Origin of the sequence: Actinoallomurus liliacearum (genome assembly GCF_039542035.1) — a bacterium.
Taxonomy (GTDB): domain Bacteria; phylum Actinomycetota; class Actinomycetes; order Streptosporangiales; family Streptosporangiaceae; genus Actinoallomurus; species Actinoallomurus liliacearum.
The window spans coordinates 337,775-359,865 of sequence record NZ_BAABHJ010000002.1 but is presented as its reverse complement, the minus strand read 5'-3'; the positions used below and the strand labels follow the sequence as shown (position 1 = coordinate 359,865).

Annotated in this window: 17 protein-coding genes and 1 pseudogene; 8 read left to right on the top strand and 10 right to left on the bottom strand. The window is 68.5% G+C overall.

The window, feature by feature from the left end; genetic code table 11:
• The first annotated feature begins 92 nt into the window (after positions 1-92).
• Complete coding sequence (locus ABD978_RS04275; protein WP_345348579.1) at positions 93-734, top strand: class I SAM-dependent methyltransferase; 642 nt, start codon at positions 93-95, stop codon at positions 732-734.
• A 63-nt stretch (positions 735-797) separates the two neighbouring features.
• Here ABD978_RS04275 and ABD978_RS04270 read toward each other — a convergent pair whose 3' ends face one another.
• The 3 genes from ABD978_RS04270 to ABD978_RS04260 all read right to left on the bottom strand — a co-directional run bounded on the left by ABD978_RS04270 (position 798) and on the right by ABD978_RS04260 (position 4,374).
• Entirely contained in the window at positions 798-1,805 is a 1,008-nt protein-coding gene (locus ABD978_RS04270; protein ID WP_345348576.1) for an acetamidase/formamidase family protein, read from the bottom strand.
• Positions 1,802-3,193 carry an APC family permease gene (locus ABD978_RS04265; RefSeq protein ID WP_345348573.1) on the bottom strand — a complete coding sequence of 464 codons (1,392 nt, stop codon included), beginning with the start codon at positions 3,191-3,193 and terminating at the stop codon, positions 1,802-1,804. The genes ABD978_RS04270 and ABD978_RS04265 overlap by 4 nt, the downstream gene beginning before the upstream one ends.
• A gap of 74 nt (positions 3,194-3,267) precedes the next feature.
• Complete coding sequence (locus ABD978_RS04260; protein ID WP_345348570.1) at positions 3,268-4,374, bottom strand: ABC transporter substrate-binding protein; 1,107 nt, start codon at positions 4,372-4,374, stop codon at positions 3,268-3,270.
• Between the two features lie 46 nt (positions 4,375-4,420).
• Here ABD978_RS04260 and ABD978_RS04255 point away from each other — a divergent pair, with 46 nt between their 5' ends.
• The 3 genes from ABD978_RS04255 to ABD978_RS04245 all read left to right on the top strand — a co-directional run bounded on the left by ABD978_RS04255 (position 4,421) and on the right by ABD978_RS04245 (position 10,230).
• Positions 4,421-4,876 carry a MarR family winged helix-turn-helix transcriptional regulator gene (locus tag ABD978_RS04255; protein WP_345348567.1) on the top strand — a complete coding sequence of 152 codons (456 nt, stop codon included), beginning with the start codon at positions 4,421-4,423 and terminating at the stop codon, positions 4,874-4,876.
• 282 nt (positions 4,877-5,158) lie between these two features.
• The gene (locus tag ABD978_RS04250) at positions 5,159-8,581 is read left to right on the top strand and encodes a glycoside hydrolase family 3 C-terminal domain-containing protein (RefSeq protein WP_345348564.1); all 3,423 of its coding nucleotides are present in this window, start codon (positions 5,159-5,161) and stop codon (positions 8,579-8,581) included.
• A gap of 332 nt (positions 8,582-8,913) precedes the next feature.
• The gene (locus tag ABD978_RS04245; protein ID WP_345348561.1) at positions 8,914-10,230 is read left to right on the top strand and encodes a hypothetical protein; all 1,317 of its coding nucleotides are present in this window, start codon (positions 8,914-8,916) and stop codon (positions 10,228-10,230) included.
• Positions 10,231-10,264: 34 nt separating this feature from the next.
• Here the strand turns inward: ABD978_RS04245 and ABD978_RS04240 are convergent, their stop codons facing one another.
• Positions 10,265-11,494 (bottom strand): trans-sulfuration enzyme family protein, encoded by a 1,230-nt coding sequence (locus tag ABD978_RS04240; RefSeq protein ID WP_345348558.1) that lies wholly within the window; start codon positions 11,492-11,494, stop codon positions 10,265-10,267.
• Between the two features lie 98 nt (positions 11,495-11,592).
• Here ABD978_RS04240 and ABD978_RS04235 point away from each other — a divergent pair, with 98 nt between their 5' ends.
• Positions 11,593-12,090, top strand: a complete 498-nt coding sequence (locus ABD978_RS04235) for an Lrp/AsnC family transcriptional regulator (protein ID WP_345348555.1) — start codon at positions 11,593-11,595, stop codon at positions 12,088-12,090.
• A 172-nt stretch (positions 12,091-12,262) separates the two neighbouring features.
• Here ABD978_RS04235 and ABD978_RS04230 read toward each other — a convergent pair whose 3' ends face one another.
• Complete coding sequence (locus ABD978_RS04230) at positions 12,263-13,594, bottom strand: esterase/lipase family protein (RefSeq protein WP_345348552.1); 1,332 nt, start codon at positions 13,592-13,594, stop codon at positions 12,263-12,265.
• A gap of 553 nt (positions 13,595-14,147) precedes the next feature.
• On the opposite strand from ABD978_RS04230, the gene ABD978_RS43755 reads away from it, so the two are divergent.
• From ABD978_RS43755 to ABD978_RS04220, 3 genes are all read left to right on the top strand, one after another.
• Positions 14,148-14,651, top strand: a complete 504-nt coding sequence (locus ABD978_RS43755) for a radical SAM protein (protein WP_425550668.1) — start codon at positions 14,148-14,150, stop codon at positions 14,649-14,651.
• On the top strand, positions 14,555-15,523 hold the full coding sequence (locus ABD978_RS04225; RefSeq protein WP_345348549.1) for a hypothetical protein: 969 nt from the start codon (positions 14,555-14,557) through the stop codon (positions 15,521-15,523). The genes ABD978_RS43755 and ABD978_RS04225 overlap by 97 nt, the downstream gene beginning before the upstream one ends.
• A gap of 507 nt (positions 15,524-16,030) precedes the next feature.
• Positions 16,031-18,343 (top strand): molybdopterin-dependent oxidoreductase, encoded by a 2,313-nt coding sequence (locus tag ABD978_RS04220; protein WP_345348546.1) that lies wholly within the window; start codon positions 16,031-16,033, stop codon positions 18,341-18,343.
• Positions 18,344-18,363: 20 nt separating this feature from the next.
• Here ABD978_RS04220 and ABD978_RS04215 read toward each other — a convergent pair.
• From ABD978_RS04215 to ABD978_RS04195, 5 genes and pseudogenes are all read right to left on the bottom strand, one after another.
• A pseudogene (locus ABD978_RS04215) lies at positions 18,364-18,519 on the bottom strand (superoxide dismutase); the annotation flags it as partial.
• Between the two features lie 250 nt (positions 18,520-18,769).
• Positions 18,770-19,321, bottom strand: coding sequence for an EF-hand domain-containing protein (locus ABD978_RS04210; RefSeq protein WP_345348540.1), 552 nt, complete (start codon positions 19,319-19,321; stop codon positions 18,770-18,772).
• Positions 19,322-19,632: 311 nt separating this feature from the next.
• A complete protein-coding gene (locus tag ABD978_RS04205) occupies positions 19,633-19,935 on the bottom strand; it encodes a hypothetical protein (RefSeq protein ID WP_345348537.1) in 303 nt (100 codons plus the stop codon).
• A 153-nt stretch (positions 19,936-20,088) separates the two neighbouring features.
• The gene (locus tag ABD978_RS04200; protein WP_345348534.1) at positions 20,089-21,096 is read right to left on the bottom strand and encodes an Rv2578c family radical SAM protein; all 1,008 of its coding nucleotides are present in this window, start codon (positions 21,094-21,096) and stop codon (positions 20,089-20,091) included.
• A gap of 55 nt (positions 21,097-21,151) precedes the next feature.
• The gene (locus tag ABD978_RS04195) at positions 21,152-22,036 is read right to left on the bottom strand and encodes a LysR family transcriptional regulator (protein ID WP_345348531.1); all 885 of its coding nucleotides are present in this window, start codon (positions 22,034-22,036) and stop codon (positions 21,152-21,154) included.
• Between the last annotated feature and the right edge of the window lie 55 nt (positions 22,037-22,091).

Below are 22,091 nucleotides of genomic sequence, written 5' to 3'. Positions count from 1 at the left end.
ATATGCCGTTTCTAGCTTTCCGTTCATCGAGCGGAGGGTGAGACTGACAGAGCGGCGTCGTCGCCTCGCCAGGGAAGAGAGGGGCAGTGAGGATGCGCACGAGCGGTTCGCGGGGACATCCGCTGTTCGCCCGCTGCTACGCGCGCTTCTGCCCGCTGCTGGACCGCGGGCTCGTCGCCTCCCGCAGGGCGCTGCTCGCGGACCTCTCCGGCGAGGTCATCGAGATCGGCGCGGGCACCGGGTCCAGCTTCGCCCACTACCCCCGGGAGGTCCGCCGCCTCGTGGCCGTCGAACCCGAGAGCCACCTGCGGCGGGTCGCCCGAGCGGCCGCCGCGCGGGCCCCCGTCCCCGTCGAGGTCGTTCCCGGCGTCGCCGACCGTCTTCCCGTCACCGACGGATCCTTCGACGCGGTGGTGGCCTCCCTGGTGCTGTGCACGGTTCCCGACCAGACCGCCGCGCTGGCCGAGATCGTCCGCGTGCTGCGGCCCGGTGGCCGGCTGCGGTTCTTCGAGCACGTGCGAGCCGGCACTCCGGTCCGGCGAGGGGCACAGCGGGCCGTCGACGCCACCGTGTGGCCGCTGCTCGCCGGCGGCTGTCACACCGGCCGCGACACGGTCGCCGCCGTCCAAGCGGCCGGGTTCGAGATCGAACGTCTCGATCGGTTCGGCCGCGCCGAGACCGGCATGCCCTTCCCCATCGCTCCGCAGGTCCTGGGCAGCGCGATCCGTCCGTGAGGCCGTGGCACGGTGGTGCGGCCGGCCTCAGCCGACCGCACCACCACTGGCCGGAGCGGCCTGTCAGCGCCGGCCGAGGTACTCGGCGGCGACGGCGCGCAGGCGGGCGTGCGTGCCGTCGTAGACGGAGGCGCCGGTCAGGACGCTCTTCGGCAGCTTGGCGAGCATGGTGTAGTTGGTGTCCACCACGTTGCCGGCCGGCGCGAGCCCGGCCTGGCTGACCAACTGGTACGCGTCGAGCAGGTCGAGCCCGAGCAGGTCGGCGGTCCAGCCGACCAGATCGTGCTGGCTGATCCGGAAGGCGTCCTCCAGCGGACGGGCCGAGCCGATCGACATGACGTGGCCGTCGCTCTCCAGGCGCGGCCACGCCGGCGCGCCGCCCTTGATGAGATCCACGACGACCACCGTGTTCATCGCGGTCTCCACGGCGGTACCGCACACCTCGCCCTCGCCCTGCCGGCAGTGCCCGTCGCCGATCGAGATCAGGCCACCGGGCACGTTGACGCCGAAGTACGCGGTGGTGCCGGCGCGCAGTTCCGGAGTGTCCATGTTCCCGCCGTGCGCACCCGGAGTGATGGACATGATGACCTCGCCGGCGGCCGGCGCCACGCCGACCGTGCCGTGCATCGGGTCGAGCGGCAGCTCCACCTCCAGCTCGGCGGAGCGCGCCCGGAACCGGCAGATCCCGCGCGCCGCGTCGACGTCGTACAGCCACACCCGCTCTTCGAGCGCCGGATGCAGCATCGCCGTCGTGTGGGTCGTGGTCAGCGCGCCGAAGTGCGGGAACGTGGACGAGACGGCCCAGCTCCTGGCCGGCCGGATGTCCACGAAGTGCACCGCGACCGTGTCGCCCGGCTCGGCGCCGGCCACGGCGATGGGACCGGTGACCGGGTTGAGGTAGGGGAACTCACAGACCTCGCTCGGCAGGTCGTCGACCGTGCGGACCGCGCCGCCGAAGCAGTCCTCGGTGAACAGCTCGACCACGGTGCCCGGTTCGACGGTCAGCGCCGGTGGCCGGCCGCCGAAGGCGAAGGCGGGCTCGGCGTCCAACGTCACGACCTCGATGCTCACTGTCCGGCCTCCTCACCGGTGATGCCCGCCAGGGTGGGCCGGCGACGGGCGATGAGGAGCCCCACCAGCACGACCACCCCGACGGCCAGCCAAACGAAACCCATCTTCTGCGCCGCGACCTTGGCGTTGATGACGACGTAGCCGAGGATCAGGAAGCCGAGCGCCGGAGCGATCAGATGGCGCCACCAGTCCCGGCTGCCGGAACGGACCACGTAGTGCACCACGACGGCGACGTGCAGCACCAGGAACGCGGTCATGGCCCCGAAGTTCACCAGCGAGCTGAGCAGGGTGATCCCGTCACTGCGGCTGTCCATGTAGAGGCCGAGGCCGAGCGAGACCGCCGCGACCAGCAGGGTGGCGTTGACGGGGACACGCCGCCTCGGGTGCACCTTGGCCAGGAAGCCGGGCAGCTGCCGGTCCCGTGCCATCGCGTACAGCAGCCGCGACGTGGCGGCCTGGGCGACGAGCGAGTTCGCGAAGCCCCAGGAGATCGCGGTCGCCAGGGCCGTCAGCTTGGCCAGCCAGGCGCCGCCCGCGGCCCGGGCGGCGTCGTAGAAGGCGGTGCCGTCCGGATCCCCGTGGGCGATCAGCCTGGCCTGGTCGGGCACCAGGAGCGAGGCCACCCAGGTCTGCACGATGAACAGCACGCCGGTCAGTACGAGGGCGGCCACCATCGACCTGCCGATGGCCCGTGCCGACTCGCGGTTCTCCTCGGCCAGCGTCGAGATGCCGTCGAAGCCGAGGAAGCTGAGGACGGCGATGGAGACCGCGCCGAAGACCAGGCCCCAGGAGAAGGTGGCGTGGTTGTAGAGCGGGGACAGCACCGAGCCGTGCCCCTTGCCCTGCGCGAGGGCCACGACGCCCACGACGAGGAAGAGCGCGAGGACGATCAGCTCGGCGACGAGCATGATCCGGTTGATCCGCGCGGTCATCTCGATGCCCAGGTAGTTGACCACGGTGTTGAGGACGACGAAGGCGATCAGCCACAGCCATACCGGGACCGCGGGCACGAGGGAGTTCATCGCCACGCTCGCGATCAGGTACAGCAGGCTGGGCACGAGTACGTAGTCCAGGAGGATCATCCAGCCGGACAGGAATCCGACGGGCGCGCCGATGCCCCGGCCGGCGTAGGTGTAGACCGAGCCCGCCATGGGGAACGCCCGCGACATCTGCGCGTACGAGCCGGCGGTGAACATCATGGCCAGCATCCCGATGGCGTACGCGAGGGCGACCATGCCGCCCGAGCCCTGGAACACGCTGCCGAAGATGCCGAACGGCGCGATCGGCACCATGAAGATCAGCCCGTACACGACCAGATCCCGGAAGCTGAGCGAACGCCGCAGCTCCTGGGTGTATCCGTAACGTTCGATCCCTTCGACGTCACTCATGGATCCTCCTCGATGGAGCGGTGAGCGCAGCCTAGGGAATCTACTTCCAGATGAAAAGGTTTTGACTGGAAAAATCAGTAGCGGCTGACCACCGTCAGATCGAGTCCATCCGCCCTGGCCAGGTACCCGCCGGCGCGCGGCGGACCGAGCGGGGCGGCCGCCCACGCTCTCCGGGCGTCCGGTGCGCCGGCCAGCAGACGACCGGCCGCCGCGGTCACGCGCTCCGGGGCGAGCGCGCCGTACGCCGCGAGTGCCGCCGCCAGGTGCACGCCGTCGTACAGCCCCTCCGCGTAGACGTCCAGCGCCGGACCGTGATCGCCGAACTCGGCCCGATGGCGCTCGGCGAGGGCGATCCGGCGCTCACTGTCCTGACCGGCGAACGAGCGCATCGCGGAGTACAGCTCTCCGGTCTCGTCGCCGCCGATGGCCAGCAGCCCGTTCGTCTCCAGCGACCCGGACAGCCGCAGCACGCGCGAGCCGAGACCGGACGACGCGAACAACCGGTTGAACCGGACGAGGTCACGGCCGACGAGGCTGAGAAGGACGGCGTCCGCGCGCACCCGGAGCAGGGCGTCCACCGCCTCCTCGGCGCCCGTTCCCACGACCGGCTCGAACGGCAGGAGCCGGTCCAGGACCACCTCGGCCCCGATCGATCGGATCAGCGGGGCGGCCACCCGGTGCACCGAGCGCGGCCAGATGTAGTCGCTGCCCACCAGCGCCCACCGCCGCGGTCGCCGGTGTTCGGCCAGCCAGCGCAGCGCGGGCGCCAACTGGTCCGCCGGGGACCCGCCCAGCAGGACGACGCCCTGCTCCCGCGTGCCCCCTTCCTGCGGCGGCGTGAAGAAATAGGCCGACCGGCGGGCGATCGCGGCCTCCACGGCCCGGTGTACGTCACTCGTGTGGTAGCCGACGAACGCCTGGACGAGCCCCGCCTCGGCGAGCGAACGGGCGTCCCGTGCCACCTCCCGCGGCCGCCGGCCGGCGTCGACCAGGACGAGTTCGACGGGCCGACCGGCCGAGGTCGCCTCGCCCGCGGCCAGCCGCGCCGCGGCGAGTCCGGAGGGGCCGGTCAGGCCGAGCGGCCCGGACAGCGGAAGCAGCAGGCCGAGACGCAGCACCGAGGCATCCGGTCCCGCGACCATGAGCTCCATGGCGTCCCGTACGACCGCCGCGCCGTTCATCCCGACAAGTATGCTCTGCGCAACGGCCCACGGCGGAAGGCGCATCTTGTCGACCTCGGCGACGAACCAGAGTGAAACGGTCCTGCCCGCCGCCACGGCCGACCTCGTCGACCTGCTCACCCGCACCCAACGTGCCATCGCCCGGGACCTGGGCGCCGTGCTGGAGGAGGAAGGCACGTCCGTGGACCAGTGGCGGGTGCTGCGCGCGCTGGACGGCGCGGAGGGCCGCTCGATGGGTGAGCTCGCGGCGGAGGTGGAGATCCCCCATCCCACCCTCACCCGCATCGTCGACACCCTGGTCGACTCGGCCTACCTCTACCGGTCCCAGTCGAGCCGGGACCGTCGGCGGGTGACCGTGCACGTGTCCGAACTCGGCCGGCACAAGCTGCGGAGACTGGACGCGCTGGCCGCCGCGCACGAGCAGGGGATCGCCGCCCGCCTGGGCCCGGGCACGGTGACGGCCCTGTCCGCACTGCTCCGATCCGTGCGCGAGAGGCTCTGAACGCCCGAGCGGGCCCACGCCGCCCCGAGCCACCGGGTAACGAAACCTGAACGCGGCGCTCGGCTCCGAGAGCCGCGTGGAGCGGTTCCCTTCCCCTGTATCCGCAGTTCACGGCCGCTAATCGGGTGCTGAGGGGCGTTGTCCACTTCCGGCCTCATGGTCGGGACTTGTGTTCAGACTATTGACGCTATTCGCCTCATTAACGGACACTACGCCGGGATCTTGATCACTTTCTGAACGCACCAGGATTCCGTCAATCCGTACGTCGAGTGGAGTCTCGGTATGCGCATGGCTCGTCTCGCGGTCGCAGCGGCGGCGATCGCCGCTTTGGCCGCGCCGTTCACCGCGGCCACCGGAGTGGCCCAGGCCGCTTCCGGCGAAGGGGCCAGACCCTGGCTGAACACCTCACTGCCGCTGGAGAAAAGGGTCGATCTGCTGCTGAGGCAGCTGACCAATGACGAGAAGGCCACCCTGATGACCGCGGTGGGGCGGCCCAGCGGTTCGCACGCCACCGGTTACATTCCGGGAATCGAGCGTCTGGGCATCCCCGGCATGCAGTTCAGCGACGGCCCGAGCGGCGTCCGTGACGGCCAGCCCGAGACCGCGCTGCCCTCCCCGGTGTCGCTGGCCGCCTCGTTCAACACCGAGACGGCCAAGGCGTACGGCACGGTCATGGGCACCGAGGCCAGGTACCGCGGCTACCAGGCGATCTACGGGCCGATGGTCAACATCGTCCGCACCCCGCTCGGCGGCCGTGACTTCGAGACCCTCGGCGAGGACCCGGAACTGGCCGGCGACCTCGCCTCCTCCGAGATCCGGGCCATCCAGGCCCAGGGCGTCGCGGCCCAGGTCAAGCACTACGCGGGCAACAACCAGGAGAACGCCCGTACGACCTCCAGCTCGAACATCGACGAGCGGACGCTGCACGAGATCTACCTCCCGGCCTTCGAGAAGGCGGTCGCGGACGGCAAGGTCTGGTCGGTGATGTGCGCCTACAACAAGGTCAACGGCGTCTACGCGTGCGAGAACGCGCAGATCCTGCGCGACATCCTCATCGACACGTGGAAGTTCGACGGAGTCGTCGACACCGACTACCCGGCCAACCACTCGACGGTCGCCTCCGCGCTCGCCGGCCTGGACCAGGAGTTCAGCGGCACCACCTACTTCAAGCAGCTGCCCGCGGCGGTCGCGGCCGGCCAGGTGCCGCAGTCGGTGCTCGACGACGCGGCCCGCCGCATCCTGCGGCTGGAGTTCCGCACCGGCCTGTTCGATCCGAGCAAGCCCGTGACCGCGGACTTCGACAAGGACAGCGCCGTTGCGAAGCAGGCCGCCGAGGACGGCAGCGTACTGCTGAAGAACAGCAGGAACACGCTGCCCCTGGACACGAGGAAACTGCACTCGATCGCCGTGATCGGCCCCAACGCCGACACCGCGGTCACCGGAGGCGGCGGCAGTTCGGCCGTCACCCCGTACAAGAAGGTCGACCCGGTCTCCGGCCTCAAGGCGCGACTCGGCGACTCGGTGACCGTCGACTACGTCAAGGCGGGCACGACCTCGGGCCAGCCCGCGATCCCGGCGTCCGCGCTGACCGGCCTCAAGGGCGAGTACTTCACCAACAAGACCCTCAGCGGCACCCCCGCGGTCACCCGCGACGACGCCAACGTCGACTTCACCTGGGGGAGCGGTTCGCCGGCCACCGGCATCCCCGCCGACGGCTTCTCCGCGCGCTGGACGGGCACGCTCACCGCCCCGGCGACCGGCGCGTACACCTTCTCCGCCACCAGCGATGACGGCAGCCGCGTCTACCTGGACGGCAAGCTGATCGCCGACAACTGGAGCGACCACTCGGTACGGACCGTCAAGAGCACCCCGGTGCAGCTCACCGCCGGTGAGCAGCACGCCATCCGGATCGAGTACTACGAGAACACCGGCAACGCGTCCGTCACCATCGGATGGTCGTCCCCGACCCTTCCCGACCCGCAGATCCAGACGGCCGTCGCCGCCGCCAAGAGCGCCGACGCCGCCGTGGTCGTGGTCGGCGACTCGTCCACCGAGGGTTCGGACCGCACCACTCTGGCCCTGCCAGGCAACAATGACGCCCTGATCGAGGCGGTCGCCGCCGCGAACCCCAGCACCGTCGTGGTGCTGCGGGCCGGCGCCCCGGTGCTGATGCCGTGGCTGGACGAGGTCCCCGCGGTGCTCGACACGTGGTACCCCGGACAGGAGGACGGCAACGCCCTCGCCGAGCTGCTCACCGGCGACGCCGAGCCCGGCGGCCGGCTCCCGGTCAGCTTCCCGACGACCGACACCCAGACCGCCGTCGCCGCCGCGCCCGGCCGCTACCCCGCGGTCAACGGCGTGTACGACTACAGCGAGAAGCTGGACGTCGGATACCGCTGGTACCAGGACGAGAGCAAGACACCGCTCTTCCCCTTCGGCTACGGCCTGTCCTACACCACCTTCAAGCTGTCCCACCTGCGCGGCAGCCCGGCCCACGTCATCGCCGGCGCGGGCACCAACGGCAAGGTTCGGCTGACCGTCGACGTCACCAACACCGGCGACCGCACCGGATCCGACGTCGTCCAGGCCTACCTCGGCCACCCCAAGAGCGCCGGCGAGCCGCCGAAGGAGCTCAAGGCGTTCGCCAAGGTCCAGCTGAATGCCGGTCAGACCAAGAAGGTGACGCTCACCCTGGACTCGAACGACCTGCGGATCTGGGACGACAAGGCCCACGCCTGGACCGTTCTGGACGGCGAGTACCCCGTCTACGTGGGCGAGTCCTCCGCGGACACCCCGCTCACCACCTCGGTGACCGTCCGCCGTACCCTCGGCACGCAGTACACGTCGGTCACCGCCGCCAAGATCACCCAGCCCGGCACCACGCAGACGGTCGAGCAGACCTTCACCAACACCGGTGACTCCGGCGTGCGCGACCTCAAGCTCTCGCTCTCCGCGCCCCAGGGCTGGACGGTGGAGCCCGCGACCACCCGTAAGCCCGTCCCGACCGACGTTCCCCCCAACAGCAAGGTCAGCACCACCTGGAAGGTGACCGCACCGGCCGGCGCGGCGGGCGGCCCGGCCACCCTCACCGGGAACGCCTCCTTCACCCTGCACGGGAAGCAGACCCGCAGCGACGGCACGACGACGGTCGTGCCGTACACCGCAGTGGCGAACGCGTTCAACAACGTGGGGATCACCGCCGACAGCGACCCGTCCCCCGGCAACCTCGACCCGAAGGGCTACAGCTTCTCCGCCACGCAACTCGCCGCGGTCGGCTACACCCCGGGCGCGACGGTGACCGCGAACGGCCTCTCATACGCCTGGCCGAACACCCAGCCCGGACAGCCGGACAACGTCGCCGCGGCCGGGCAGGTCATCCAGGTCCACGGCAAGGGCGGCAGGCTCGGCCTCCTCGGAACCGGCACCGGCTCCTCGCACTCGGGCACGGTGACCGTCACCTACACCGACGGCACGACCGCCGACGTCGCGATCACCTTCCCCGACTGGTACAGCAACGCCGCGAGCGGCAACAGCCAGTTGGCGGTCACCACCGCCAACTGGAACCGCCCGCCCACCGACACCCTCGGCAACCACAAGGTGAGCCTCTACACGACCGGAGGCGCGCTCGACCCGTCCAAGACCGTCGCGACGGTCACCCTGCCGGCCGACAACGGAATCCACGTGTTCGCCATCACCGTCGGCTGACCCGCGGGCCGGCCGAACCCACGGCACCACCCCGCCCTCCGCCCGCCCACCCGGCAGGCGGAGGGCGGCGCCTTGCCCACTTTTACCCTGCCGTTTCGGTCGCCTGGTCGGTACGGACACCGGGTGGACGGCGGGGAGCGGCCACGCCTGCACGCGCGCCGACGGACGGGAACGGTCAGCGGGCGTCGACCACGAGCGGGACCTCCAGCCGGGCGCGGAGCTCCTCGACGGAGGTGCCGAACGACTCGAGCACGCGGACGCCGTCGGGGATGATCTCGAAACGGCGTGGTCGGTGGAGACACGACTGACCGCCCCATGACGCACACGTCGAGGTGGCCGCCGCGCACGGCGATGGCGCGTCCGTGACGGTCAGTCGTAAGGATCTGCCCGAGGGGGCCGAAGTACGCATCCGGCCCCTGGCACAGACGCCGCAGGGCATCTGGCCGGCGACGGGCGCGGTACGGCGGGCCGTGCGGATCGAGACCACGAAGGGCCGGTTGCGGGGAGAGGCCACGATCCGATTCGACTATCCGGTCGGCACCCGGCCGGAGGACCTGATCGTCTCGGCCTACGACGAAGACGTGCGGGCATGGATCCCCGTGCCGTTCGACATCGACGTCAAGAAACGTCGACTCGTGGTGCGGACCGATCATTTCTCGATGTGGCAGGTACGGGAAGGGGAACTGCCCGCCGTCACCGAGGCACAGAAGTTCGGCAATGACGTGGGCAAGGACGCCGGCCGACACCAGGGTGACCAATTCGCCGGCTTCTTCGAGCGGTTGCTGCCGCCCACACCGGATGCGAAATGCGAGAATCCCACGTCGGAGCTGGATGTGAAGGTGACCGACTATGGACAGCCGCAGGCACATCCGGCGTGCACATCGATCGCGGATCGTCCAGGCGAGGTCACACTGCGGGTGGCGAACACGCACCTCTACCCGATGCTCGTCGCCCTGCCCAAGGGAGTCACGGTGTCCGAGCAGTTGCCGGAGGGCGATGACTTCGAGGAGGTGATGAGCCAGCTCATCGCCCAGGTTCTCGACACGGACAGCTTCGTGCTCTGGCACAAGACCAAGAAGACGGCCGGAAAGGCAGGCAAGAAGGCCGTGAGCGTGGGCGAGCAGATCTTCCCGGCCGGGCTGATGATCAAGCAGCTGCGCACCATCTGGAGCAACCCCGGGCTGATCTCCGAGTGGACCGAGGGTCTGGTGGCCGGTCTTTCCCCGGGCGACGCCGGACGGATCACCATTACGCTGACGCGGAATCCTTTCTTCGCCGACGGCACACGCTTCGCTTACCTACGCGAACTGGAGACCAAGCCGCCCGTGCTCCTCCTGGACCTTATCCAGTTCTTCGATCGCAACCAGAATCCCGCCGGCGAGTGCCGCAAGGACGGAATCGATCCGGATGTCAATGGCGGCGAGATGTGCCATGAGTACTACATCCGCGATCTGCACCAAGAATTGGACGCGCCGCTGGCGAAAGACGTCACATGCAGGATCGTTCCGGACAACGACATCTGGCCGCGGACCGTACCCTGTTCCTACCTCGCGCAACACGTCAAGAACACCGACGGAAACGGCCGTCCCTACCAGGTGACGGTACGCGATTCCCGCGTCGTGCGAATCGAGGAGCTCTACACCCCGTGATGCTCAGGTCGGGTGTCGGCGGTGCGGTGTCGCCTCACCGGCTGCTGCACGATTGCGGGTGCGGCGCGCCCGCATGGGCCGCAGCCGGGCGGCGCGTGGCGAGGGCCTGGTCGAGGTCGGCCATCAGGTCTTCGTGGTCCTCCAGCCCGATGGAGAGCCGGACGAGACCTGCGGACGGGCGGGCCTCAGGGGCGACGGGCCGGTGCGTCAGCGCCGCGGGATGCTGGATCAGTGAGTCGACGCCGCCCAGGGACACCGCGTGGGTGAACAGGCGAACCGTCGATGTGACATGCCTTGCCTGCTCAAGACCTCCGCGGAGGTCGATCGAGATCATCGCCCCTGTGCCCCTCATCTGCCGGTGGAGAAGTCCCCGCGCATCCCCCGCCATCCCGGGGTAGTGCACACGGGAGACGCTCGGGTGGGTGCTCAGCCACGCGGCGACGCGCTGGGCGTTCGCCTGCTGCGCCCGGACCCGGATCGGGAGCGTGGCCAGCCCCCGGTGCAGAAGGTAGGCGCCAAGCGGGTGAAGAAGGGCACCCGTGATGGCGCGGACCCGGCGCAGCGCGGCCGCCTGTTCCTGGTCGCAGGCGATGACGCCGGCGATGACGTCGCCGTGCCCCCCGAGATACTTGGTCGCGCTGTGCAGCACCATCGAGGCGCCGAAATCGACGGGGTTCTGCAGGATCGGGGTCGCGAACGTGTTGTCCACGAGAACGGGAACGCCGCGGGCCGCCTCGACGACGGCACGGATGTCGACCAGGTCGAGTGTCGGGTTGGCGGGTGTCTCCAGCATGATCAGCGCCGTGTCCGGCCGGAGCGCCGCGGCGACGCCCTCCGCCGTACAGAACGTCACCTCGGCACCGAGTACGCCGGAGGCCAAGAGGTGATCGGTCCCGCCGTAAAGAGGCCGGACCGCCACGATGTGGCGGTGGCCGCTCTCCTGCGTCGTCGCGAGGATCGCCGCGGTGGTCGCCGCCATACCCGATGAGAACGCCACGGCTGCCTCGGTGTGCTCCATCCGCGCCAACGCCGACTCGAATCGGGCCACGGTCGGGTTCCACAGCCGTCCGTAGACGGCTCCGCCCTCCGCGTACGGCGTGCCCCCGCCGGCCATGGCCTCGTACGAGAGGCCGCCCGCCTCGATGTCCGGCAGCGGATTGGTCGAGGACAGATCGATGGGAAGCGCGTGGACACCGAGTTCGGCGAGGTCCTCGCGGCCGGCGTGGACGGCGATGGAGTCGAGCTGCAGCCGAGGCGAGATCATGCCGCAAGGATGAGCGGATCCACAGAGAATCTCAATGGTCATTGCGGAAATCCGCGCCGTTCGCCAGGATCGGTGCTGATTCGACGAAAGGAGCCCTCATGTCCGAGCTGTCGTCGAAGAAACCGCAAGCCGCTCCAGCGTCTCTCGACGGCACCGACCTGGCCATCCTCGCCGCGCTCGTGGAGGACGGCCGCATGACCAACGCCGCACTCGCCGCCCGCGTGGGAGTGGCCGAGTCCACATGCGCGTACCGGGTGCGCGCGTTGCGGCAGTCGGGTGTCATCGTGAGCGTCAACGCCCGGCTCAACCTCGGCGCGCTGGGCCACCCGATCCACGCGATCGTCAAGGTCCGGCTGGGCAGCCACAACAGAGAGCACGTCCGCAACCTCTACGACAAGCTGGTCGCGGTGCCGGGGGCGCTGACGGTTCTCCACGTGGGCGGCGACGATGACTTCCTCCTGCACGTCGCCGTGGAGAGCCCGGAGAAACTCCGGGATCTCATCCTGGAACACGTGACCATCTACCCGGTGGTGCAGCGGACGGAGACTCAACTGGTGTTCGAGGTACGCGAAGGTCGCGGCGTGCTGAGTCCGTGAAGATGTCGCCACAGTGCCGGCGGATCTTGCCCAGGTCGACCTTGTCGCGCGCGAAATGGTTCAGCGGCCCGTAGTCGGCTCCGGCGTTGCGGTCGGCACGCCCCCGAAGCGGAAGTGCGGCCACCCCGGTCGATGGCCCGCCGAGGTGGCCGCACGTTCCCAGCGGTTGGGGTCAGTGGACGATTCGCTCCACGATCCAGTCGACCAGTGGCTTGGTCACCTGGCTGTGCATGGTGTTCTCGCTGTCGCACTTGAACTCGTCGAGCGCGGTTTTCGCGCCGTTCGCCTCGACATTCTTGTACGGGTCGACGTCCCACTCGGCCGGGTCGTAGTCCAGCGCGACCGCGCTCACGGAGGGAACGAAGCAGCTGAACTTGTATGTTTCCGGTATGTCGGCCCCGAGTTCCTCGGCGATCTGGCCGAAGGAGTCGAGGGTGCCGCCGGGCACGCCGTCGAGGCCGGGGACGTGCGAGGTGAAGCCCCGTCGCACCTGGCCGGCGGCCCGCATCTCACCGATCCGCTTGCGCTCGCCGCCGTCGGGCTGGAAGTTCGCCTGGGCGTAGACGACCAGCGGTATCTGGTACTTGAACACCTCCATGCCGGGCGGCAGGTCGCGGCCGGTGCCGTTGCCGGCGCCGTTGGCCACGCCCAGCTTGTGCGGTCGCTCCGGGAACTGTCCGAGCTCACGCAGTTCATCCAGGAACTGCGTGCGCAGTTCGCTGGAGGTGGCGACGGGGCCTTCGTACTTCGCGTCCGGGATCCATGCGTACAGCAGTTGCTGCGCGGCGGGGCTCCTGATCAGCTCGGCCTTCTTGATCTTGCCGGGCCCGGTCGGCAGTGACTCGAAGAAGTAGGCCATCTGCTGGAGGACCAGCGGGATCCAGGCGCCGTTGTGGGGGGAGTCCCAGGACAGGTACGTCGCGGTCTGGTGGTCCTGGTTCTGTTTTTCCATCTCGGCGAGGGCGTAACGGGTGATGATGCCGCCCATGCTTACTCCGCCGACGATCAGCTCCGCGTCGCCGCGTCGCCGCTGGACGGCCTCGTTGATGGCGCTGATCACCACGCCGGCGTTGGCCTGGATGTGCGTGTGCCGCTGCTCGAAGCCCACCAGGATGACATCGATGCCCGCGGCGAGCAGCTGGTCGAGGAAGCCGACCTCGCCGCCCGGGTAGGGCGCGTTGAAGTGGGCGAACAGTCCCGGCAGGTCACTAGGGCCGTAGTTGAAACCGTCCGCGAAGATGAACGGACGCTCCAGTTCGTCATGGCCGTCGGCGAGGTAGACCGCAGCCTCGCCGAGGGCGATCTCCCGCCGGTACGGTCGGGCGGACCGCAGCGGCCAGGTGTGGTTCGGCTGCCGGCCGCCGGCGCGCGCCACGCCCGTCGGGGTGCCGAACCACGGCCCCGGCGGCAGATCCTTGGCGAACTCCGCCACCTTCTCGGTCGAGGACTCCTCCTCGGCCTGATTCCACGTCAGCTCGACGTCGATCCTGGCTTCCTGTGTCATGAGGTCTGCTACCGCCTCTGTGTAGGTGTCGTTTACGAGGGCGCCATAGCGCACCGCGATTCACATGCGAACGGGCCGGAACTGCGCGGGAGTCGACATAGCTCCCCGCAGATGATGAGGCCCGCTCCCCACGCCGCGCGGTGATCGACTACAACAGTGCCATCACTCAATGTGTCCGGTGGTCCGCGTGAGGAAACGGGAACGACTCTGTAGTTAAGAGAAGGCGCGTAGGGCAAACTCGTCGTATAGGCCAAATGCGGCTTGGAGGCCATATAGCGTAAATGTCAAGAGGGTTCATGAGGCGCGTATAACAGGTTTTCCCCAAGCCGCCGCTGACGCCGGGGCGATTCACCCGGTGGTCCGGCTTTGACCCGTCGCCGGCAGGTGTCACACGACACGACGGGCTCTCGCCGGTGCGGGAGATGACCCGCTTGCGCCGCCCGCAGCCGATGCATGGCATGGCCGGCTCAGCGTGTCGGCGCCGACCGCGCTGCGGGCCACGGGCGTCGCGGAACCCGGACGCGCCGGGCCTGTCCGCAGTCCCGGTCCCGGCATGCCGACCGCGCTCCATACTCGGCCAGGCGCAGCGTACGACCAGATCGATCACCTCCTCCATGAGGACAGAGCGCATGTGTGTCGTTACGTTCGGCGTGTGGTGGGAGTGCCGGAGAGAGTTGCTGATGCGGGAGTCATGCGAACAGGTGAGGTAAGGCTGGCCGGGACGGCGTCGGTCGTGCTGATGCAGCCGACGACGTTGTGCAATCTCAATTGCTCCTACTGCTACCTGCCCGACCGGAAGGTGTCGCGGCGGATGAGTGTGGATGTCGCCGAGGCGGTGGCGGCCGGTGTCCGGGAGTGGTCCAAGCGGCGTCCGGTGGTCGTGGTGTGGCATGGCGGCGAGCCGCTCGCGGTGGGCCCGGCGTACTTTCGCTCTTTGGTGGTGCCGTTCGGGCCGGTGAGATGCATCCGGTGGTTCATGCTGTACAGACCAACGCCACGCTTATCGACGAGGCCTGGTGTGAGGTGTTCTCGACGACACCCGTCCGGGTCACGGTGAGTGTTGATGGCCCGGGTGAGGAGAACGCCTCGCGGGTCGACTGGGCGGGGCAGCCGAGCACGGTGCGGGCCATGAACGGGATCGACATGCTGCGCCGGGCCGGCATCACTTTCGGCATGATCGCGGTGGTGGCCGATTTGTCCCCAGGGGCGGCTAGCCGTCTGTACCGCTTCGCATGCGAGCTCGGCTGCGGATACCTCGGGGTGAACCTGGCCGAGAAGAAGGGCGTGTACGCAGGCGGGCAGGAGCCGGAGACCGGGGTCATCGCCTTCTGGGAGGAGCTGGCGGCCAACTGGCAGGCCGATCCGCGTATCCGGGTCCGGGAGCTCGACCACGCCTACACCTACATTCGCGAGGACCTTTCCGGCGCTGCGGCACAGCGTGCCGACCGCCCGCTCGAGCCCCTGCCTCTGGTGACCTGGGACGGCCATTTCCTTCCCGTCGGCGCGGAACTGGCCGGCTTCTGCTCATCCCGCTACGGGCCGTTCACCGCCGGCAATGTCCTGGACACTCCCTTGGCCGTCCTGGCGGCCCGCGCGCAGGAGGTGCCGTGGGTCGCCGAAGCCGTAGCCGGCATCACCAACTGCCGGAAACAGTGTGAGTACTTCGCCTACTGCCGCGGCGGGCAGGTGGCCAACAACGGATCGAAGCCAATCGGGACCACCTCGCCCAGACAGCAGCGGAAGCGGGCGAACGCTACGACATCGCCAGCATCTTCGGCTGGGCGTAATCGATCGCGAGATCTTTCCGGAGTTTGTGGCCGAGCCGGTAAGCATGATCTGCCGAGCATTCTGGATCACAGACGCACTCCGCGCCTTCCTTACCTGACACTTCCGATACACGGCCTAGTAGGCCGGAGGCCTCTCGTCTAGGATTTTCGTTGTCCGCTCATCGAGAGTGGAGGGCTGGTTCTCTGGTGGCTGGTGATCGACCGTTAGCCTCGCGCACTGTCCTCGCATCCGCTCCACTTGATTGCATGCTGGTCACTGGGGCCTGGCGCGAAGGGGGCGCGCCCGGCCACCGGCAGTTCTTTTGGTGCCCCGGTGACCTGGCACTTGAACGAGATCAGGTCCTGCCGGACTTCACGCTGCCGTTCGAGACCTGGGGTGAGCTAAACGTCGATGCCTCGAACGCGATTTGGATCGGGCATCCCTTCAGCGCCGACAGCCACGTCGCCGGCGAAGCCGGCGCGACCCATTCGACTCCGGACCGGGGGACGATGGCCGGGCCCGGCCGGGCGATCGACACCTTGCGGTCTGGCCATCGGCTGCACCGCGTACACGACGGCGGAGATGATCGCGCAGGGCTACAACCAGATCAAGGCCACCATAGACGGCCCCGGCTGGCACGGCGGGGACTACTACCAGCGGAGTTGATGCATGGTGGAGCGACGCATGTCGGTTGCGACGCACTGGGGTAGTTTCATCGCCGTAGTCGATTCCGGCCGGTTGGTGCGAATCGAGCCGAGGCACGATGACCCCAGTCCATCGCCTATCGGCCCCGGAATGGTGGCAGCCGCCGACGATAGCGCCCGCGTGTTGCGCCCCGCGGTGCGCAAGGGCTGGCTGAACGGCGAGCCGCGCGCCCATGACACGGCCAGAGGCATAGCCGCCTTCGTGGAGGTGAGCTGGGACGATGCGATCACACTGGTGAGCGGTGAACTCCGTCGAGTTCGTTCACAGCACGGAAACAGCGCGGTGTTCGGCGGATCCTACGGCTGGGCGAGTGCGGGCAGGTTCCACCACGCGCAGGGTCAACTCCACCGGTTCCTGGCGCTAGGCGGGGGATACACCGACTCTCGCAACACCTACAGCACTGCGGCTTTGGAGGTCATCCTCCCTCATGTGATCGGCGGCCATCCGTGGAGTTACCAGACTCGGATGCCGATGTGGGACGAGATAGCCGAGAGCTGTGAGCTTGTGGTGGCGTTCGGAGGGCTGGCCCTCAAGAACAGCCAAATCAACCCTGGTGGGCTGGCCAGGCACCAGACGCAGAACCTGCAACGCCAGTGCCGTGAGGCTGGGGTGCGGTTCGTGAACATCAGCCCCATCCGCAGCGACGTCGCCGGCTTCCTCGACGCCGAGTGGCTGTCCGTCATCCCCAACACCGACACCGCCGCGATGCTCGGCATCGCACACACGATGCTGGTCAACGGGTGGCACGATGAGGACTTCCTTCGCCGGTGCTGCGTCGGGTTCGACCGCTTCGCCTCCTACCTGGTCGGCGAGGTCGATGGCATCCGGAAGGACGCTGCCTGGGCCGCGAAGATCACGGGCATAAGTCGCGACGCGATCACCGACCTCGCTCGCCGCCTCACCACCCAACGTTCTCTCATCATGGTCAACTACGCGGTGCAGCGGGCAGACCACGGCGAACAACCGATCTGGATGTCTGTCGTGCTGGCCGCCATGGCGGGCTCGATGGGTCGGCCTGGGTGCGGCTGGGGCGCAGGTTACGCGACGATGGACGCGACAGGCGTTGCCCCAGACCGCGCCTTCGTGGCGACGATACCCGAGGTTCCCAACCCCGTTCCGGATTTCATCCCTGTTGCAAGGATCGCCGATACCCTGCTGCATCCGGGTGAGGTCATCGACTACGACGGCCGGCGCCTCACGTTGCCCGAGCTTCGCCTGATCTACTGGTGCGGAGGGAACCCGTTCCACCACCACCAAGATCTTCATCGGTTGACCCGTGCCTGGCAGACCCCTGACACGGTGGTGGTTCACGAAGCCTGGTGGAACACCACGGCCAAGTTCGCGGACATCGTCCTCCCCGTCGCCACCAGCTTGGAGCGCGACGACTTCGCCGCCGGATTTTCGGACCCCCACCTCGTCGCGATGCCGAAAGTCCGTGAGCCGGCGGGCGAGTCGCGCACCGATCACCAGATCTTCACCGCCTTGGCCTCCCGGCTCGGATACGAGCAGGAGTTCACAGAATCGCGCTCCGAGATCGAATGGGTCCGACACCTTTACGAGCAGACGAGGGCCAAGCTCGGCGGCGATGCCGCCTTGCCGAGCTTCGACGACTTCTGGCGAAGCTCCACCGCTGAGCTGCCGGCGGTGACCGGACCGTTTCCCGGCAGTTTCGAGGCCCTCCGCTCAGACCCGCAGCGTTTCCCCCTGCTGACGCCGTCGGGCCGGATCGAGATCTTCTCCGAGGAGATCGACTCGTTCGGCTACGACGACTGCGCCGGGCATCCGAAGTGGTTTGAACCAGTGGAGTGGCTTCGTGCCGATGCGGCGGATCGATTCCCGCTGCACTTGATCTCGAACCAGCCCGCCTCACGCCTGCACAGCCAGTACGACAATGGTGGCCGCAGCCTCAGTTCAAAGATCCGTGGTCGTGAGCCCGTGACGATCAATCCGTTGGACGCCGCGTCGCGCGGCATCGAGAGCGGCATGATCGTACGCGTCTACAACGACCGAGGTAGCTGTCTCGCGGGCGCAGTCCTATCGGACGACGTCATGCCGGGCGTCGTACAACTGTCCACGGGAGCGTGGTGGGATCCGGTCCAGCCAGGCCTGAGCGGAACATCGGACCGCCACGGCAACCCGAACGTTCTCACGGCGGATCGACCGTGCTCGCGCCTGTCCCAAGGACCGAGTGCTCTCAGTGCGCTGGTCGACGTCGAGGTCTACGACGACCCCCTTCCCGATGTGCTCGCTTTTTCACCACCAAGCCTCGAGCATTGAGACAAAAAGCGTCCTGCCTCTTCGGGCAAGTTTGCGAGCTGCTCGAGGGTGTCATTGGCGCCCTTGACGTAGGCGGCGTGGTGCTTGTCGTGGTGCAGCTCCAGGATCTCCCCTGTCATCGCAGGTTCCAGCGCCGCGTAGTCATACGGCAGGTCCGGCAGCGTGTAGACGCCCAAGGCGAACTTCTCGAAATCGCGTGAGCCGATCGGTGATCACGACCCTTCACCGTCATTGGCGAGGGGTCTGACCGGTCCGTGACGCGCGGAACTCCAGAGGGTTAGGCCCTGGTACCGCATCCATCGGCTGCGGCCACACTGGCACCCAGACGCGAGCTGGGCGACGGCACTGTTCACCGCGCGCAGGAGACGATCAGGATGCCTTCACGGTGCCGTGATCGTCGCGCGGCTTTGCGGGCAAGGGGCCTCGTCAGTCGGCGATTTTGCCGAACAGGTGGTTGGCGGGGGCGTGCGGGTCGTTGCCGTAGAAGAACTCCGCGACCGCCTTGTGGAATTCGGCGCGGTCCAGCGCACCCGAGCCGTCCAGGTCCAAGGTGGCGAAGACCTCCGCGCAGTCCTCGCCGGGGACGTCGGCGACCGCGTCGTAGATCAGTTGGAACTCGCCCTGATCGATCTTGTCGTCTCCGTCGAGATCGGTGAGGTCGAAGAAGAGGTTGGTGATCGGCGCGATCTGCTGCGGGTACAGGGCGGGGTCGGTCAGGACCCGCCGGAAGCCCGCGATCATCTCCCGCAGATCGACCTTCCCGTCACCGTCCTGATCCATCGGCGCGATCACGTTCGTCCAGAACCCGTCCATCCCGTCGTTGAGTCGACGAGCGGTCTCGGAGTCCGGCGCGGCGCCACGAGCGGCGATGTAACGCTCGCTCATCATCCGGACGTCCCGCCGGGTGATGAACCCGTCGCCGTCGACATCGGCACCCCTGAACCACTGACGGTACTTGAGATCTTGAGGCTCAGTCACAACTACATACCGTAAATGCTTCGTTACAGATATGCAATTGGCCGGGTGGGAGCACGGCAGATCAGGGCAAAGACACTCGTCGCCGAGGTCGGGGTTCGTTTGAGCCAGACCCCACCAGGAACGTGCCGCCTTCGGGGAAGGTGCCTCGCTGGACGGCGTCGCGAAGCTGGTCGGCGATCTGGCGGAACACAGCTCGGTCGCTCGTGGGGTCCAGGGCGCCAAAGGGGTTTCCGCCACTGGCTCCTCAACTCGTCTGTACGTGTCGAATGCTTCGGCAGCGCGGCAGGGCTCTCGCTCAGGTCGTCGAGGGCCTACGGACGCTCGCGTGGAATCCGGCGGAGGGCCTTGGTCGTATGGTTGGCGAACCCTTCTGCGGCTGCGAAGACGTTCGCTGCGTGGGTCGCGTCCGCCTCGACGTCCAAGTCGGGCACCGTCTTCTCGCCGGCGTCTGCGAGGTCATTGGCGATCTGGTAACCGTGGTGTGCGACCTCGGCCATGTACGCCGCGAGCTGGTCCATCTGTGCGGTGCTCAACGGCTTCAGCGCGTGGACGCGCTTTGCCAGCTGCGCGAGGCGGTCGGTGATCGCATCGAGCTCGGTTTTCAAGTCATCCATGGTCGGTCATCTCTCCGTACGCCACAAAACGGTCGCGCTGGTCGGTTGCAGGGACTGTAGTTCCCCAGGCAGCGGAAACCAGAGGCCTTCGACGGCCTGATGCCCGAGTCGGGTTGGCGGCTGTGTCGCCTCACCGGCGTCTGCACGAGTCGGTCACAGGATGGTGAGTTGTTCGGGCTCGGGGCGGCGCTGTGGTGGGGGCGGGGGTGTGCGGAGGCGGCGGACGTTGCGGCGTCCGCCGATGCCGTGCTCGTCGGCGAGGTCCTTGACGCGTTGGGCGATGCGGTGCTGGTAGTCCTTTGGCGCGTAGGCGCCGCGGCCGTACAGGCGCTCGTACGGTGCGACGAGCTCGGGGTGGTGTTCGCGGAGCCAACGGGTGAACCACTCGCGGGCGCCGGGGCGCAGATGCAGGGCGATCGCCGAGACGGAGGTGGCGCCGGCTTCGGCGATCCGGCGCACGGCCGCCTCCAACTGGCGTGGGGTGTCGGTGAGGTAGGGGATGATCGGGCCCATCAGGACGCCGCAGCCGATGCCGTGCTCGTTCAGCGTCGCGCAGACCTCGAGGCGTTTGAGGGGGCCGGGCGTGCCGGGCTCGAGCAGCCGCCACAGCTCCTTGTCGACGAAGCCCACGGACACGGCCGCGCTGACCTCCGTGCGGTCGGCGGCCTCTTCCAGCAGCGGCAGGTCGCGCAGGATCAGCGAGCCCTTGGTAAGGATGGAGAAGGGGTTCGCCGCGTCCCGCAGCGCCTCGATGATGCCCGGCATCAGCCGGTAGCGGCCCTCCGCCCGCTGATAGCAGTCGACGTTGGTGCCCATCGCGATGTGGCCCCCGGCCCACTTCGGCGCGGCGAGCTCCCGACGTACGAGCTCTGGAGCGTTCACCTTCACCACGATCTGCGAGTCGAAATCCCGACCCGTGTCGAAATCCAGGTACTTATGGGTGTTTCTGGCGAAACAATAAACACATGCGTGACTGCAGCCTCGGTAGGGGTTGATGGTCCAGCTGAACGGGACCCGGGAGGCGGCGGGGACCCGGTTGATGATCGACTTGGCTCTGATCTCGTGGAAGGTGATCCCGCGGAACTCCGGGGTGTCGACCGTCACCGGGCTCCCGAACAGGCCAGGGTCCTCGCCGTCCAGTGCCAACGCGTCCCAACGCATACCCTCACTTTAGAACATCTGTTCGATGATCGCCTGTCGGGTGGCGGCTGAACGTTCATTCGGGGTGCGGGGAAGGTGTGTCCGCGCCGCGTCCGGCCGCGCCGACGAGGGCGGTGACGGCGGGGTGCCAGGGGCGGTCGACCGGTCCGGTGAGGACGAGCCGCCTGCTGATCGAGGGCCGTACGGGCACCATCACCAGGCCGGGGACGAGCATCGCGGCGGTGAGTCCGGGCACGATCGTGACCCCGATCCCCGCGCGGACCATGGCCAGCAGGGTGCCCACGTCGCGGATGCGGTGGGTGGGGGAGAGCGGCGTGCCCGCTCGACGGTACAGCTCGCGGAGGTGTCGCTCGCACCCTCCGCAGGACAGCAGGAACGCGTCGTCCTCGAGGTCGGCGGGGCCGATGCCCGGCTCTCCGGCGAGCGGGTGGTCCTCGCGGAGGAGGACGTGGAAGGCGTCCTCGGCCAGGGCCGTGCCCGGGCCCGGTGGCGGGTCGACGAGGATGGCGAGGTCGACCGTGCTGCGGGCCAGCCAGTCGGCGACCTCGTCGTCCTCGCCTTCGAACACGGCGACGTCGACGCGTGGCAGCTCGGTCTTCCACTGGGGGATCAGCCGGGGGAGGAGGCCCTGGCAGACCGTGGTGGGCGCGGCGAGCCGTACGGCGCCGGCCGGGAGCCCGTCGCGCTGGGCGGCCAGGTCGGCGATGGCCACCGCCGCCGCGAGGGCCGCGCGGGCGTGGCCGAGGATGGAGTCGCCGAACGCGGTGGGGCGGGGGTGGCCGTGCCGGGTCAGTACGGCCCCGCCGAGGGTGCGCTCCAGTGCGGCGACGGAGTGGGAGATCGCGGACTGGCTGACCCCGAGCTCGTCGGCGGCGGCGCCGAAGCCGCCGTGGTCCAGTACGGCGACGAACGCCCGCAGCTGGCTGAGGTTGAGGCTCATGAGTCTTTCTCATCGAGGCGGTGTGGCCACTTGTTGGACTCATCTTCGCATTCCG

Coding starts and splice junctions, on each gene's coding strand:
- ABD978_RS04275 (WP_345348579.1), top strand. CDS start 93: ATGCGCACGAGCGGTTCGCGGGGACATCCGCTGTTCGCCCGCTGCTAC.
- ABD978_RS04205 (WP_345348537.1), bottom strand. CDS start 19,935: ATGGATGACTTGAAAACCGAGCTCGATGCGATCACCGACCGCCTCGCG.
- ABD978_RS04250 (WP_345348564.1), top strand. CDS start 5,159: ATGCGCATGGCTCGTCTCGCGGTCGCAGCGGCGGCGATCGCCGCTTTG.
- ABD978_RS43755 (WP_425550668.1), top strand. CDS start 14,148: ATGCCGACCGCGCTCCATACTCGGCCAGGCGCAGCGTACGACCAGATC.
- ABD978_RS04225 (WP_345348549.1), top strand. CDS start 14,555: ATGCATCCGGTGGTTCATGCTGTACAGACCAACGCCACGCTTATCGAC.
- ABD978_RS04195 (WP_345348531.1), bottom strand. CDS start 22,036: ATGAGCCTCAACCTCAGCCAGCTGCGGGCGTTCGTCGCCGTACTGGAC.
- ABD978_RS04240 (WP_345348558.1), bottom strand. CDS start 11,494: ATGATCTCGCCTCGGCTGCAGCTCGACTCCATCGCCGTCCACGCCGGC.
- ABD978_RS04265 (WP_345348573.1), bottom strand. CDS start 3,193: ATGAGTGACGTCGAAGGGATCGAACGTTACGGATACACCCAGGAGCTG.
- ABD978_RS04220 (WP_345348546.1), top strand. CDS start 16,031: ATGGTGGAGCGACGCATGTCGGTTGCGACGCACTGGGGTAGTTTCATC.
- ABD978_RS04260 (WP_345348570.1), bottom strand. CDS start 4,374: ATGAACGGCGCGGCGGTCGTACGGGACGCCATGGAGCTCATGGTCGCG.
- ABD978_RS04235 (WP_345348555.1), top strand. CDS start 11,593: ATGTCCGAGCTGTCGTCGAAGAAACCGCAAGCCGCTCCAGCGTCTCTC.
- ABD978_RS04200 (WP_345348534.1), bottom strand. CDS start 21,096: ATGCGTTGGGACGCGTTGGCACTGGACGGCGAGGACCCTGGCCTGTTC.
- ABD978_RS04230 (WP_345348552.1), bottom strand. CDS start 13,594: ATGACACAGGAAGCCAGGATCGACGTCGAGCTGACGTGGAATCAGGCC.